Below are 14,613 nucleotides of genomic sequence, written 5' to 3' on the forward strand. Positions count from 1 at the left end.
ATTGTCCTCTTTGGGATCACTTTTAGAACCAAGAATGTCTTCTTCTAAAGGAACGATCCGATGAGGAATAGGATTACATCATTTTTAATAAGATGAAACAAGCCGAGTTTGGCTCGTGCTTCTTGCGACTTGTGGGTTGCAAAATGCCCAGTCAAATCATAGTGTTACGAATACTGAATTCATTGAAAGCAGGTGAGATGCGTGATTAGAGGTCCGTTGGAACTGTTCCGTGTGGTGTTAATCGTTGTTTTCTTAGGAGTACTGATCGCTTCGGGAATGACGTTCATCTATCATCTCATTCATATGTCAGTGGGCGGATTAGGTTTTCTGTTTATTTTTATCGCAACATTGCTGTTCATTTTCGTGTTGTATCGGAACAAGTTTCAGTTTCATGGTTTCTTTCGTGGGAAACAGCTGCAAAAACTTTCTGTAAAGCTGACTTTAACACTGCTTGTGATCGCCGTTCTGCTCATTATTATCGCTCCGATAGTGAGTTGATTTTTCATGAGAGGAAAAGCTTAGCAATTTTTCGTAACAGAATCGACATAAAACGATTCTTAGGATTCGCGTGATGGTTGTATAATTAATCAATGGACGATTAGGTACATATAATCACGGAATAAATATTATGTAAACTAAATTATTCGCTTTTACTCAGTTACATAAAACAACATCGTTTAAACGCACCAAGAGGAGGAGAACTTTTGAATTCATTTACAACAAAAATTCCAGGAATCGCACTTGCCGCGATTTTAGCTTTTCCAGCATGGCTGGTGGGGCTCTATCTGCCGATAATCGGCAGTCCAGTCCTTGGCATCTTGGTCGGACTTATTCTTTCATTTTGGAAAAAACCTGCATCGCTAAGTGCGGGTGTAACGTTTACAGGAAAGAAAGTCCTGCAATATTCCATAATTCTGATGGGCTTCGGGCTCAATCTATTTAACATTATTCGTGTAGGCGGACAAACATTGCTTCTAATGCTTTTCACATTGACTGCGGCTTTTTTGACCGCCTACTTTGCTGGAAAATTATTAAAAACAGAGAGCAGAACGACAACCTTGATTGGCGTCGGGACAGCAATTTGCGGCGGCTCAGCGATAGCAGCGACCGCCCCGGTTATTAATGCGAAGGATGAGGAGGTTGCGCATTCGATTTCAACAATCTTCTTGTTCAACGTGATTGCGGCTTTTCTATTTCCATTTCTCGGTCATTTAATCGGAATGAATGATCATCAATTCGGATTGTGGGCAGGAACCGCGATTAATGATACTTCATCAGTTGTCGCGGCCGGATACACATTCAGCCATGACGCGGGAAATCTTGCTGTTATTGTTAAATTGACCAGAACGTTAATGATTATACCGGTGACGCTGGCGCTGGCGTTTATTTTTTCACGTAAAGGAAAGGGAAAAACAGGAACGTACCACTTCTCTAAAATCTTTCCTTGGTTCGTTATTTGGTTTGCCGTCGCTTCGGTAATCAGTACGTTTATTCCAGTTCCACAGGAATTGCTTCGCGTGCTTGTCACGATTGGCAAGTACATGATCGTTATGGCAATGGTTTGTATTGGATTAAATACAAACTTGGTTAAATTGCTGAAAAACGGAATGCGGCCGATCTTACTTGGGTTGATATGTTGGTTTGTACTTGCTGTTGTCTCGATTTTTGTCCAATATTGGATTCTATGAGTGGAAGACGTCGATAAGTATTTGATACGAAATCTAAATTTATGTAGGAATAAACAACCCGAGTGTGTAACTGTATAAGTAGCTTATACTTAGAAGGATTCGGGGGGACATTTATGCGTGCGGACGAAGACTCGATTGGCTATTTTACAAAACTGGCGGCCGAAAATCTGGAGATTACGAAGAATAAGCTCAGACACTTGACAATGGCTCTGGAGAAACATGGATATAAGCTGACGCGGAATAAAAGCAACCAAAGAATTTACTTTCCTGAGGATTTGGTATCGATCAGACAGGTGCTCAAGAAGGTGAAGGAAGGGCTGACAATTGATGAGGCGGCACAAGGGATTTGTGAGAAGACAGATTTAACACATCTTCCCGCAAATGTGGATCAGGATATGCTTCTCAGTAAAGGCGAAGTGACCTTACTTCCGGATCAGTTTCGATCTGTTATTGAAGAAGTTGCAGCGTCCGCAGCTGAACAAGCGGCTGACCGAGTCGTTGAAAATTTCAGTTCTGAGTTTGAGCGGAGGATTGAACTTCGTGACAAGCAGCTGATGATGCGGTTAAGAGAGGCGTCTGAGTCTAAACGTCGTAAAAAAGGGGTAGTTTCTAGATTGTTCGGTTATTAAAAAACAGATTCGCGGAGAAAAATGCGCGGATCTGTTTTTTTTACTTATAACGGCTTATATTCAATTTTTTGATATTCTTTATGACGCTCAAACAAAACTTTTGCATACGAGCAAACGGGTAAAATCTTTTTTTGTTCCGCAATGGCGAGATCGACAACGGCTTGAATGAGTTGCTGCGCGATGTGCTGGCCACGATAGTTCGGGTCGACAAATGTGTGGTTAATACTGAGTACGGACGGTCGATCCTCAGTGTACATAATTTCACCAACCTCTTTTTGTTCATCGAGCATATAAAAGCGATTGATACCCTTTTTTAACTCCATAGTTTATATCCCCTCTGTTCTGATTCGTATTTAGACCTAAAAAAACCGTTTGGACAAGTTAAAATCGCTTTAAATCAATGTATTTAGACTGATTCATTGCATCATTTACACTTGATAATATGCTAAAATAAAGATGTGGGATTGCAGTTTTTCCCCTAATAAAAGGAGGCGTTACCAATGCGTCTTTATACTAGTGTTCAAAGTACGGAAGCATTGAATAGGGATTATCAGAGAATGTCTGCGCTGACCCCAAAAGAATCCTTAATCTATTTAAACACAAATGAAAGCGGTTTATCAAGTGAAAAAGCTGCGGATCTTTTGAAACAATATGGTGAGAATTCGATTAAAAGTAAGCAGTCGTTCCATCCAGCGCGGCGATTCATACGTCAACTTATTAATTTACTTGCAATCATGCTTTGGATTGCAAGTGCGCTTGCCATTTTATCTGGAACACCGATGCTCGCCTATGTTATCTGGGCAATTATTTTGATCAACGCGGTGTTTTCTTTTTTACAGGAGAAGAAGGCTGATACGGCGCTTCAAGCACTGTCTCGAATGATGCCGAATCAGGTAAAAGTTTATCGTGATCATGTGCTAACTGTTCTTCCCGCAGATCAATTGGTTCCCGGAGATATCGTGACGATTGCTGCCGGCGACCGTGTACCTGCCGATGTTCGTTTGATCAATGCTGAAGGCTTATTTGTCGACAATTCGATGCTGACTGGAGAATCGCTTCCTGTTGACCGTGAAGCTGCTCCGGATTTGCTAGAGGGAAAGTCGTTCGCATGCAGCCATAACCTTCTATTTGCGGGGACAACGGTTACCGACGGGCGAGCAACAGCAGTTGTATATGCGACTGGCAATCAGACTCAGATCGGCAGCATTTCTATGACAACAGCAAACATTACCCGTCGTAAGAGCACACTTGATGTCCAGATTCACAAAATTACTCGAGCGTTGTCGTTGATAGCGATAGCAATAGGTGTGCTTGCTTTTCTGACTTCTGTTCTTGTCAGCGGATTTTCCGTTAATGCCGCGCTTGTGTTCGCAATCGGTATTATCGTTGCCAATATTCCTGAAGGGTTAATGCCGACGGTAAGTCTTTCGCTTGCCCTCAGTGTCGAACGTATGGCAAAGAAGCAGGCGCTTGTGCGCAAACAATCGGCGGTGGAAACCTTGAGCAGTACAACGGTCATTTGTACTGACAAAACGGGAACACTGACGCAGAATAAAATTTTCGCTAAGAAAATATGGGTGCCTGGAGCACTTTATGAGGTTAGCGGGTACGGATATGGAAAAGAGGGGACGGTGAGCGGCGGTACGGAAGAAACTAAAACAACGCTTGAGCGTCTTTTTACTGCTGCATCGATTTGCTCGGAAACCACTTTAAACACGGACGTGCGCCATCCGTCAACATGGAACGTAATCGGCAGCCCAACCGAGGCAGCTATTTTAATTGCTTCTGAGAAATCCGGCTTTCCAGTGATGAACGCTATTGAATCATTTAAACGGATTAAAATCGTGCCATTTACTTCTAATCTCAAGATGATGACCGTCTACGCACAAAATGAAGTGGATCATTTGTTTGAAAAAGGGCATATCTTTCAATTCACGAAGGGAGATCCCCTGCGTGTGCTGGCGCATTGCGGTTTCTCTATAAAGGAAGGTAAGGTATGCGGTTTGTCGAATATGGATCGAACGCAAATACGTGGAGTGAATGATGAAATGGCGAATAATGGCTTTCGCGTGCTCGCCGTCGCGTACGCGGACCGCACTGAAGAACAATTGGATATGGAGTCGATTTCGAATGATTGGATTTTGCTCGGTCTTGTCATTATGCACGATCCACCGAAAATAGGCGTGAGCGATGCGATTGCCGATTGCTATAAAGCAGGGATAAAGGTGACGATCGTAACGGGTGATTATGCGCTGACCGCCGCCGCAATCGCTCGTCAGATTGGAATCGTAAAAGATGGATATGTAGCAATTACTGGAAATGAGTTAGAAAAAATGAGCCAAAAGGAACTAGCGAAGAAAATCGACACGAATCTGCCGGTGATTTTCGCTCGGACGACGCCAAAGGACAAATTAAAAATTGTCGATACCTACCAAAGTCTCGGACATGTTGTCGCCTCTACTGGGGATGGACTTAACGATGTACTCGCCTTGCGGAAAGCGGACATTGGTATTTCGATGGGGGAAAATGGTTCAGATGCCGCAATTGAGTCTTCGGATGTCGTTCTACTGGATGATAATTTTGCTACGATTGTTGAAGCGATAAAAGAAGGACGCGCGATTTATGAGAACATTCGTAAATTTATTACGTATATCTTGGCGTCCAATGTACCGGAAGTACTCCCTTTTCTTATCATGGCGATTTTTCATGTTCCGCTTGCGCTTAATGTTTTACTTGTGCTGGCAATAGATCTAGGAACCGATTTGATCCCAGCCATCTCACTGGGCAAAGAGCTTCCGGATCAAGATGTGTTACACGCATCGCCGCGTAAACCGAATGACAATATTTTAAACAAATCAGTGCTGCTCCGTTCATATCTATTTCTCGGTTTCGCTGAGGCGTTTATGTTGTTTTTCATGTTCTTTCATTCTTGGAACCAGTTCGGCTATTCATTTGCGGATATCCAGGGATTAACCGCTTCTTTGACCGCTGGTTCGACAGATGCTCAAGTATCCTATGTTTATCAATATGCTGTAACAATGGCTTTTGGCGCGGTTATATTCAGTCAAATCGGCAATCTGCTCGAATGTCGTTCGCCCAGTCAATCAATGTTTACGCTGCTTCGAAAATCGAATCATTTGATTTTCTGGGGGATTTTGTTTGAAGTAGCGCTCTTTTTATTAATCGCGTATCTGCCATTTATGCAGTTGGTATTTGGAACTGCCGCTCCGAGTTTAAATCATCTCTATCTACTATTGATTTGTCCGATCTTCTTAATCGTGGTGGAAGAATCACGAAAATGGGTCGTTCGAAAAGTACATTCGTCTGCCCATCATACAATAGAGAAGCAAAGAACTGCTTAATCATTATGTGGAATCAACCCCATTCATAAAAATGTATAAACGTACCAGATGTTTTGTCCATGACCATTAGAACGGTTACTCATAAGCTATTTATGTAAGATACTGGACAGTCAAAAGTTTTAGGTTTTTAAGAAATTAATAATTCATCCTGTACTTCGGGTGTTTCCTGCTTTTCTTGAATTATTTGCGTTATGGTTAAATGACGATTTCGGGCAAACCGTTGAAAAATCGTCTTGCCGGCGTTTCCAAAAATGTGCTGACATTATTTGAATGTAGTAAACACAAAGTTTCTACGACTGACATCTGTCTTGATGACATCGTTGCGATTAAATCTTTTGGACCAAAATTCGATTTTGATGATGATGATCATGATCATGACTGCGGGTGTGCTCGCCGCTAAGCATTAATCGCTTAGCCTGATTATAGATAATAGATCGTCTTAATCAAAGAACTTAGGGTTAAACCTAAGTTTTTTTTAGGTTTTCATGCACACGGCTACACAGTAATTTGCATGTTTTTGTTTCAAACGGTAAGATAAAACTAATTTATAGGCTGAATTTTCATCATTGTTGTGATTTTGATCTATGGAGTGAGAGCCAAATGTCTAAAAAGAAAAAGTTTGCGTTTGCGGCAGCTCTTACCGGTGCAGCTGCGGCCGCAGTGACAGCGGGAATGTACATTCGCAAGGAGGCGGCAAAGCGTAAACCCTTTGAAATTGAAGAAGCGACTTTGACCGACATGCAGAAAGCACTAAAGCTAGGCCAAGTGACGTCGAAGGATCTGGTCCAAATGTATCTGGAGCGCATCGATCGGTTCGACAAGAGCGGACCGATGCTTAATTCGGTAATTGAACTAAACCCGGACGCTTTGCATGAAGCTGAAGCTTGTGATGTGAAAAGAACGGTGACTCCGGATGTCGGACCGCTATTCGGAATCCCCGTAGTTGTGAAAGACAACGTGAATACTGCTGGGAAAATGCATACGACGGCGGGGGCGGTCGCCCTTGAGAACCACCGCGCAAAGAAAGATGCATTTGTTGTGAGGCAGTTAAAAAAGGCCGGAGCGATTATTCTCGGAAAAACGAACTTGACGGAATTTGCGAACTTCATTACTGAAGGCATGCCAAACGGCTACAGTTCACTAGGCGGACAAGTCCTAAATCCTTACGGACCTGCATTTGACGTAGGCGGTTCAAGCAGCGGCACTGCGTCAGCGATTGCCGCTAATCTAGCCGCAGTCGGTATTGGAACTGAGACATCCGGTTCAATCATTTGTCCTGCCGCCTTTAATTCACTAGTCGGTATTAAGCCTACGATTGGTGTCGTGAGCCGAAGCGGTTTGGTACCGATTTCTCATAGCCAAGATACAGCGGGACCCATCGCACGAACTGTTCAGGATGCGGTAAAGCTATTGAACGCGGTCATTGGGATGGACGAGGATGATGAAGAAACGATTTGGAGTCAAGGGGATATTGCCAAGGATTATACGGATTTTTTGAATCGCGGGGAATTAAAGAATGCGCGTCTTGGTATTGACCGTCGCTACTTAGACTCAGTTAGTGATGAAAAAGCGACGGTCATTAATCAAGCGCTTGACCTGATGCGTGAGAAGGGTGCGGTGATTGTCGATCCTGCGATTATTCCTTCTACAGACACGCTGGAGGATCGTAAATCATCGGTTATGATTCAAGAGTTTAACTATGATATGAATCAATATCTAGAAAAACTTCCGGATGAGGTTCCGGTTCATAGTCTCAGTGAGTTGATTGCTTTTAACAAAGAACATGCAGATAAAGCACTCAAATATGGACAAACCGTGTTCGAAGAGGCAGATCAATTAAGCGGTGACTTAGGGGGACGTCAATACTTGGCAGATCGTGCGGAAGATCTGCGGCTCTCGCGTAAGGAGGGCATTGATGCTGTGATCAAGACGCGAAAACTGGACGCGCTTATTTTCGCTGACTATCAAGGTTCGGATATTGCTGCCAAGGCGGGCTATCCGTCAATAACCGTCCCTGCAGGCTATACCGCTGAGGGAGAGCCGGTTGGCATCACATTTGTTGGTATGGCGTTTACTGAGCCGCGCTTAATTGAACTTGCTTATTCATTTGAGCAGGCTACCTTATATCGCGTGAAACCCTCATTGTAATTTTCAGGCAATAAATAGATGTGCACAGGTGCTCGATTTTTATTGGGCACTTTTTTTCTATTCACGAATAAACATAGATGGAGTGAGTAAGGAGGTTGTGCATATGACGAATGGAAATGAACAAAAAGCCCGAATACTTGAGCGGATGAGGACAGCCATTAATCAAGAACGGCTTGTGGGCGCCTGTTTAAGTTCATTGATTGATGAGACTAAGACGCTAAGGGGACGACAGAAGATCGGTGAGTTGCGGAATGATTCAGTAAGTCTTGAAAAAGATTTGCTGGACTTATATGAAACATTGTCTGGTAACAGACTGTCAATTGAATCTGATGGAACTGACATGCGCCCGAGCACATATCTTGAAGGTCTCCGTTATTGTATTGAGAGCAAATTGAATGCCGCTGAATATAACCAAAGGTCGGCGGATTTAACTCAGATTTCCCACATGAAGAGTTGCTTCTATCGGATAGCGCTTGATGAACTCCGTCATGCGAGCTGGCTGCAATATTACTACAGTCTTTATAAATAACGAGCAGAAAAAGGCATAACCGCTTCATCAAGCAGTCATGCCTTTTTGATACCATAAATCCATGGCAATCGCAATTACGTCTTCGCCTGTTTCTGTTTACTTTTTTACGTTTGCCGTTTTTAAAAGCATCGGTTGCCTTCGGTCGAATAGTGTTGCCGACAAGGTAAAGACGAGCAAACCAAGCCAGATAAATGAAAATGAAACGAGTTGAATAGGGTGGAACGGCTCTCTATAAATCACAATGCCAATGATCAATTGCATGGTAGGATTAATGTACTGGAAGAAGCCAACCATGGTTAGCGAAATCCTCCGCGCGCCTTCCGCGAAGAACAAAAGCGGAACAGCTGTAACCACACCTGTACCGATGAGAAGCAAGGTGGTTGTCCATGATCCTGTGCCGAAACTGGCTGATCCCGATTGCTGCACGAAAATCAGATAAAGAAGAGCAACAGGCACAACAAAAAGTGTTTCAAAGGTCAGTTCCAAGGAAGGTGTAATGTGAATCAGTTTCTTTGCAAGCCCGTAAAATCCAAAAGTAAGTGCCAGTGAAAGGGCAATCCAAGGGACGTGCCCAAAGTTTATCGTCTGAATGAGCACCCCTGAAGCAGCCAGTATGAATGCGATGAGCTGCCAACTTGTCAGTCTCTCTTTCAAAAAGAGGATGCCCAAAAGGATACTGATTAAAGGGTTGATATAATAGCCCATACTTGATTCAATGACATGCCCGTGGTTAACCGCCCATATGTAGACAAGCCAATTTAAAGTAATCAGCACAGCTGCTGCAAATACGAAGAGCAGTAGTCTGGGTTTCGCCAGCAGCAGCTTCAATTCCCGGATGAAGCTGCCTAAAGATTTGGTTACCCACAGAAGTCCGATCATGAAGGTCAATGACCAGAAAATGCGATGCGCCAAAATCTCTAATGCCGGTATTTGGTGAATGGGAATCCAATACAAAGGAAAAAGTCCCCACATAAAATATGCCGATAACGTGTAAATAGCACCTAGTTTGGTTTCTCGATGATTCATAGCGGTGTTAAGCAGAAAGCCGAAGCTAATGCCGAACGCTCACTTCCTCTCCTTGATGGATGATCAGCCCATAGCCCGTTTAAAAGTCCACGAAATCTATTTATTCATTGTATCGGCTTTTTGCTTTCTTGACTAGTAGAATCCGCTTGGTCTTTTTCAACATTCATAGAGTCATCGGATGTTGGCTGTTCCACCGTTTCTTGAAAGAGGCGTTTTGTCTTGGAAGTTGTCTCAACATCGTTATTTGCAAAGCCTTCGCCAAACACTTCGTGAACATCATTAACCGTTACAAAAGCGTCCGGATCAAGCTCTTTAATTAAACTTTTTAGTCGAAACACTTCGTTTCGGCTGACGACGCAGTAAACGACATCCAGTTTCCGCCCTGTGTAACCCCCTTTTCCGTACATGAGGGTCACGCTTCGATCAAGTAGTTTAATAATCTGATCTGCCAGAAGCTCGCTTTTCTTAGAAAAGATCATGATCGCTTTGGCCGAATAGGCACCTTTTTGAATAATATCAATCATTTTTGCTCCGACAAAAATACCTACCAGTGTATACATCATCTGCCGATAATCTAAATAGCAAAGTGACAAAATAATGACTGCTGCATCAATAACGAGCATCGTCTTGCTCATCGCCCACCCATACTTCTTGTGGGTGATCCGAGCGACAATATCGGAACCGCCGGTCGTTCCTCCGTATCGAAAGATGATGCCTAAACCTCCGCCGATAAACACTCCGGCAAATAAAGCCGCTAGGAACAGATCATGGGTCAATGAGAAGTCGAAGGTGATCCAATGCTGAAAAATATAAAGAAAGAATGAGAGCGAGAACGTTCCCAGCAAGGTATAAATGAATTCATTCCTGCGGAAAAAGCGCCAGCCGGCAAAAAACAACGGAATGTTAAGGACAATGTTGCTCACCGCGGGATCAATTGAGAACAAATTATAGAAAATAAGAGTGATTCCGGTGACGCCGCCTTCAGCCAACATGTTTTTCATATTAAAATTCACAAGTCCAAAAGCGTAGATTGCTGCACCAAGCAGGATAAAAAGAATATTTCTTTTCTGTAAGTTAATTTTCATTGAGAACACAACCTTTCATTTCAAGTCGCAATCTATATCATACGTTTTACATGAAGAACCTTCAATATACCAGTGAGCAAAAGATTATTATTTCACGTGCTGACCGTTTTCATTGAAGGAAAACAATGGTATAATCCAACTGCAATTGGCTGACTAGGATTTTGGCATCTTGCCTCTTTTCCGTTAAAATAGGAAAAGAGAGGTAGAGGTGATTGTGCATGGAAGTCAAAACACTTGATGAGTTTCAGAAAAACGTGGATGAATACATCGGTCAATTTAAAGAAGGCTATTTCTCACCGCTCGCACTGACTGCCCGTCTTACTGAGGAATTAGGTGAACTGGCAAGAGAGATCAACCATTATTATGGCGAGAAAAAAAAGAAGCCGACGGAAGCAGTAAAGACGGTTGAAGAAGAACTTGGTGACCTTCTTTTTGTCGTCATTTGCATGGCGAACAGCTTACATATTAATCTGGGACAAGCGTTAACCATTGTGCTGGATAAATTTCAGACCCGGGACAGAGACCGGTGGACCAAAAAGACAAAAGACGAAGGGAAGATTCAACAATGACGGATAAAAAGACAATTCGTGTCGTAGTTGCGGGACCGAGAGGACGAATGGGTTCGGAAACGATTCGCATGATCGCTAAGGCTGAAGGTCTTGACCTCGTGGCCGCGATCGACCACAACCACGATGGAGAACGCATCGAAGATTTACTTGGAGTGGCCGGCTTAAGCGGACGAGTATACGCTGATAGCGACGCTTGCTTCTCAAATGAGGAAGTCGATGTACTTATTGACTTTACTAATCCTGAGGCAGGCAAACAAAATCTGCAAAAAGCGATTGACTATGGCGTGCGGCCAGTGATCGGTACCTCAGGCTTTACCAATGAAGAAGTCAAAAGCTATCGCAGTCAGATGAACGATAAGAAACTTGGCGGAATCATTGCGCCGAACTTCGCAATCGGCGCGGTGCTTGTGATGAAGTTCAGCCAAATGGCAGCTAAATATTTTCCGGATGCTGAGATTATTGAATTGCATCATGACAAGAAAAAAGATGCACCATCAGGAACAGCCATAAAGACGGCAGAATTGATGATGAAGACACGCGAATCGAAAAAGCAGGGCGCACCGGATGAGAAGGAAACGCTTCCAGGAGCTCGTGGTGCTGATTTTGATGGCATGCGCATCCACAGTGTCCGTCTCCCGGGTCTCATTGCCCATCAGGAAGTACTTTTTGGCGGCAAGGGAGAATTGTTGACTCTTCGTCATGATTCAATGGATCGCGCATCCTTTATGACCGGAGTGTATTACGCGACAAAAACGGTTATGGATTTAGACACGCTTGTCTATGGATTGGAAAATATTCTCGACTAATCGGCCTTGCGCTGCTAAGAGGTGACTAGAATCTTGAAAATTGCATTGATTGCGCATGATAAGAAGAAACCTGAAATGGTGGAGTTTGCTACTGCCTATGCAGCTGTCCTTAAGAAACATGAATTGTATGCAACGGGAACGACCGGTTTAAAGGTGATGGAAGCAACCGGATTGTCTGTGCACCGTTTTCAATCAGGTCCTCTTGGTGGCGACCAGCAAATTGGAGCGATGATCGCGTCTAATGAAATGGATATGGTCATTTTCCTTCGTGATCCGCTGACCGCCCAGCCGCATGAACCGGACGTCAACGCGCTGCTCCGATTGAGCGATGTTTATCGAATTCCACTTGCCACCAATCTCGCTTCAGCAGAACTTCTTATGCATGCCTTAAAACGCGGTGAAATACATTGGCGTGAACTTATCCATCAGCGTAAGGACAGCAAGTGATTGGTAAAAAAGTGAGGTGTCCTCTTTGGGTTTTCCTTTTAAGAATTCGGCTTTTATTCTCGACCAATTGATTAGTCATGGATTTGAAGCCTACGTCGTTGGCGGCGCCGTACGTGACTATTTACTTGGTCGCCCAATTCATGACATTGATGTAGCAACGTCGGCACATCCTGCTGACGTTGTGTCTTTATTTAAGCGAACCATTCCCATCGGCATTGAGCATGGAACGGTCGCGGTATTGTCACATGGCAGTACTTACGAGGTAACAACCTTCCGTTCGGAAACCGGCTACGATGATTTTCGACATCCTAATCATGTCGCGTTTGTTCCCTCGCTTGAACAAGATCTGATGCGACGTGACTTTACGATCAACGCGTTAGCTATGGATCGCGCCGGTATCATTATCGATCTTTTCGGCGGACAAAGCGACATTAAAAAACAAAGGATTCGCACGGTCGGTAAGGCCGAGGAACGTATTTCTGAGGATCCGTTGCGTATGATGCGCGGGATGAGATTTGCATCTGAGCTTTGCTTCACACTCGGACAAACAGAGTGTGAAGCCTTTCATCAAAAAGCTGAATTGTTGAAGAATATTTCAGTGGAACGGATTAATCAGGAGATGACACGTTTGCTTGCGGGCAAAGGTGTCGCCAATGCGCTCATACTGTTATTTAAAACCGGCTGTATCCATAAACTGCCGATGCTGGAGCATGCAGGTCCGGTGACGAACGCGAACACACCTCGCTATTGGATTCTTCAAAGCGATGAAGAACGTTGGACAGCATTTTTGATTAGTGTGGGCATTGATGACGTGCATGCTTTTGCTAAAGCATGGAAATGGTCGAAGAACGTCCGCCAGTCTGTTTTGCGTCTAACCGCTTTGTTAAAGCAGCGTTCAAAGAACGAATGGACCAGGGAAGCTGTCTATTTTGCGGGTACGAATGACGCCAAAGCGGCGGATCGAGTGCTTGCTGCTTTAGGAACACTTCACGAAAATGATCTTGCATCCTGTGAGCGTCAAGTAGAATTTCTTTGGAACGCTTGCCCAATCCACTCTCGTTCCGAGCTCACTGTAACGGGCAATCAATTCATGAGCTGGTCGGAGTTTAAGCCCGGTCCATGGCTTGCCGAAGTGATCCAAGATCTTGAGCGAGACATTGTGAACGGTCGCATTGAAAATAAGTTGGAGGTGATTCGGTCATGGTTCAAAAAATGGCAAATCACTCAAAAGAAGCAATCTTAACCCTGTTATATGAACATCGAGATCAGTTTTTATCAGGTCAAAAAATATCCGGGCTGATTGGCTGTTCGCGCACGGCGGTGTGGAAGCATATTAAATCACTCATCGAAGAAGGCTTCCAGATTGAGTCGGTGCAAAGGAAGGGATATAAGCTGACGAAGGCTCCGGCAGGCTTAAATGCATCCGCAATTGCCGCAGGTCTGCAGACAAAACGGCTTGGTCACACAATCCATTTTTTTGAATCGATTGGATCAACACAAAAAGAAGCTTTAAGACTCGCTGATGAAGGTGCTGAAGATGGAACCGTAGTAGTGACCAATGAACAGACAAGCGGTCGCGGCCGGCTTGGTCATACATGGCAATCACAGCGCGGTGTGACTATCGCTATGAGTATGATTCTCAGGCCGGAGCTTCCGATGGAGAAGACACCGCAATTAACGCTGCTCACTGCAGTAGCGGCGGCTGATGTCATTGAGCGAGAAACCGGCCTGTCATGCGGCATCAAGTGGCCAAATGATATACTGTATGATGGAAAAAAGCTTGTGGGGATCTTAACCGAGCTCCAGGCTGAAGCGACCTATGTTAAGGCGGTCGTTATTGGTACCGGATTCAATGTAAATACAGAACCAGCCGCATTTCCTGATTCACTAAAGAATGTTGCCGGATCGCTTAGGTCAATTACTGGCAAACGGTATGATCTGGCACCATTTGTTCAACAGTTCTTCGTTTCCTTTGAGAGTCTCTATGATATATATCTGAGCGACGGCTTCAAAAGCATAAGACCGCTTTGGGAGGCACGTGCCTTGAACCTTGGAAAGCAAATTAAAGTCAGACAACCGGGCGGCCGGATTTTAGAGGGCTTTGCACGAGGTATAAATGACGATGGCGTGCTGCTTCTGGAAAAAAAGGACGGAACGATCACACATATTTATTCAGCGGACATTGAGTGGGATTGACTAATGGTCTACTAGCGAAAAACAAACAGCTTTTTGTTATAATGAGAATGCCGGATAAGCGGATCTAGTTCGAGGCTGCATTTCATTGAAAGCGGTACTTAGATCAAGCTAACCGAGTAACTATCGTG

The 14,613-nt window shown here is 44.1% G+C and carries 14 protein-coding genes; 11 read left to right on the forward strand and 3 right to left on the reverse strand.

Annotated elements, in window-relative coordinates; translation table 11 throughout:
* The first annotated feature begins 201 nt into the window (after positions 1–201).
* From BM003_RS00870 to BM003_RS00880, 3 genes are all read left to right on the forward strand, one after another.
* Positions 202–498: a hypothetical protein gene (locus BM003_RS00870; RefSeq protein ID WP_093669125.1), complete on the forward strand. Its 297-nt coding sequence runs from the start codon at positions 202–204 to the stop codon at positions 496–498.
* A 206-nt stretch (positions 499–704) separates the two neighbouring features.
* The gene (locus BM003_RS00875; RefSeq protein WP_093669127.1) at positions 705–1,688 is read left to right on the forward strand and encodes a YeiH family protein; all 984 of its coding nucleotides are present in this window, start codon (positions 705–707) and stop codon (positions 1,686–1,688) included.
* 113 nt (positions 1,689–1,801) lie between these two features.
* Positions 1,802–2,317, forward strand: a complete 516-nt coding sequence (locus BM003_RS00880; protein WP_093669129.1) for a hypothetical protein — start codon at positions 1,802–1,804, stop codon at positions 2,315–2,317.
* Positions 2,318–2,361: 44 nt separating this feature from the next.
* Here the strand turns inward: BM003_RS00880 and BM003_RS00885 are convergent, their stop codons facing one another.
* The gene (locus BM003_RS00885; RefSeq protein WP_093669131.1) at positions 2,362–2,640 is read right to left on the reverse strand and encodes a GNAT family N-acetyltransferase; all 279 of its coding nucleotides are present in this window, start codon (positions 2,638–2,640) and stop codon (positions 2,362–2,364) included.
* A 177-nt stretch (positions 2,641–2,817) separates the two neighbouring features.
* Between BM003_RS00885 and BM003_RS00890 the strand changes: the two genes are divergently transcribed.
* The 3 genes from BM003_RS00890 to BM003_RS00905 all read left to right on the forward strand — a co-directional run bounded on the left by BM003_RS00890 (position 2,818) and on the right by BM003_RS00905 (position 8,356).
* Positions 2,818–5,679 (forward strand): cation-translocating P-type ATPase, encoded by a 2,862-nt coding sequence (locus tag BM003_RS00890; protein WP_093669133.1) that lies wholly within the window; start codon positions 2,818–2,820, stop codon positions 5,677–5,679.
* A 600-nt stretch (positions 5,680–6,279) separates the two neighbouring features.
* On the forward strand, positions 6,280–7,827 hold the full coding sequence (locus BM003_RS00900) for an amidase family protein (RefSeq protein ID WP_093669137.1): 1,548 nt from the start codon (positions 6,280–6,282) through the stop codon (positions 7,825–7,827).
* A 103-nt stretch (positions 7,828–7,930) separates the two neighbouring features.
* Positions 7,931–8,356: a hypothetical protein gene (locus tag BM003_RS00905; protein WP_093669139.1), complete on the forward strand. Its 426-nt coding sequence runs from the start codon at positions 7,931–7,933 to the stop codon at positions 8,354–8,356.
* Between the two features lie 96 nt (positions 8,357–8,452).
* On the opposite strand, the gene rarD is transcribed toward BM003_RS00905, so the two are convergent.
* Positions 8,453–9,382, reverse strand: coding sequence for an EamA family transporter RarD (rarD, locus tag BM003_RS00910; protein ID WP_093669141.1), 930 nt, complete (start codon positions 9,380–9,382; stop codon positions 8,453–8,455).
* A 104-nt stretch (positions 9,383–9,486) separates the two neighbouring features.
* Positions 9,487–10,467, reverse strand: a complete 981-nt coding sequence (locus tag BM003_RS00915) for a YitT family protein (protein WP_093669143.1) — start codon at positions 10,465–10,467, stop codon at positions 9,487–9,489.
* 218 nt (positions 10,468–10,685) lie between these two features.
* On the opposite strand from BM003_RS00915, the gene BM003_RS00920 reads away from it, so the two are divergent.
* From BM003_RS00920 to BM003_RS00940, 5 genes are read left to right on the forward strand one after another with little or no spacing between them, the layout of a single operon-like run.
* The gene (locus BM003_RS00920) at positions 10,686–11,036 is read left to right on the forward strand and encodes a nucleotide pyrophosphohydrolase (RefSeq protein WP_093669145.1); all 351 of its coding nucleotides are present in this window, start codon (positions 10,686–10,688) and stop codon (positions 11,034–11,036) included.
* A complete protein-coding gene (gene dapB / locus BM003_RS00925) occupies positions 11,033–11,842 on the forward strand; it encodes a 4-hydroxy-tetrahydrodipicolinate reductase (protein ID WP_093669147.1) in 810 nt (269 codons plus the stop codon). Before BM003_RS00920 ends, dapB begins: the two co-directional genes overlap by 4 nt.
* 33 nt (positions 11,843–11,875) lie before the next feature.
* Positions 11,876–12,289, forward strand: a complete 414-nt coding sequence (gene mgsA, locus BM003_RS00930; RefSeq protein ID WP_093669149.1) for a methylglyoxal synthase — start codon at positions 11,876–11,878, stop codon at positions 12,287–12,289.
* A 16-nt stretch (positions 12,290–12,305) separates the two neighbouring features.
* Positions 12,306–13,532: a CCA tRNA nucleotidyltransferase gene (locus BM003_RS00935; protein ID WP_425441029.1), complete on the forward strand. Its 1,227-nt coding sequence runs from the start codon at positions 12,306–12,308 to the stop codon at positions 13,530–13,532.
* Entirely contained in the window at positions 13,502–14,485 is a 984-nt protein-coding gene (locus BM003_RS00940; protein ID WP_093669676.1) for a biotin--[acetyl-CoA-carboxylase] ligase, read from the forward strand. The genes BM003_RS00935 and BM003_RS00940 overlap by 31 nt, the downstream gene beginning before the upstream one ends.
* Positions 14,486–14,613 lie beyond the last annotated feature (128 nt).

The sequence above is a fragment of the Sporolactobacillus nakayamae genome (assembly GCF_900113325.1).
In the GTDB taxonomy this organism is placed as follows: domain Bacteria; phylum Bacillota; class Bacilli; order Bacillales; family Sporolactobacillaceae; genus Sporolactobacillus; species Sporolactobacillus nakayamae.

Excerpts from the sequence above, each read along its gene's own strand:
- BM003_RS00880 (WP_093669129.1), top strand. The coding sequence starts at position 1,802 with ATGCGTGCGGACGAAGACTCGATTGGCTATTTTACAAAACTGGCGGCC.
- BM003_RS00885 (WP_093669131.1), bottom strand. The coding sequence starts at position 2,640 with ATGGAGTTAAAAAAGGGTATCAATCGCTTTTATATGCTCGATGAACAA.
- BM003_RS00890 (WP_093669133.1), top strand. The coding sequence starts at position 2,818 with ATGCGTCTTTATACTAGTGTTCAAAGTACGGAAGCATTGAATAGGGAT.
- BM003_RS00900 (WP_093669137.1), top strand. The coding sequence starts at position 6,280 with ATGTCTAAAAAGAAAAAGTTTGCGTTTGCGGCAGCTCTTACCGGTGCA.
- BM003_RS00905 (WP_093669139.1), top strand. The coding sequence starts at position 7,931 with ATGACGAATGGAAATGAACAAAAAGCCCGAATACTTGAGCGGATGAGG.
- rarD (WP_093669141.1), bottom strand. The coding sequence starts at position 9,382 with ATGAATCATCGAGAAACCAAACTAGGTGCTATTTACACGTTATCGGCA.
- BM003_RS00915 (WP_093669143.1), bottom strand. The coding sequence starts at position 10,467 with ATGAAAATTAACTTACAGAAAAGAAATATTCTTTTTATCCTGCTTGGT.
- BM003_RS00920 (WP_093669145.1), top strand. The coding sequence starts at position 10,686 with ATGGAAGTCAAAACACTTGATGAGTTTCAGAAAAACGTGGATGAATAC.
- dapB (WP_093669147.1), top strand. The coding sequence starts at position 11,033 with ATGACGGATAAAAAGACAATTCGTGTCGTAGTTGCGGGACCGAGAGGA.
- BM003_RS00940 (WP_093669676.1), top strand. The coding sequence starts at position 13,502 with ATGGCAAATCACTCAAAAGAAGCAATCTTAACCCTGTTATATGAACAT.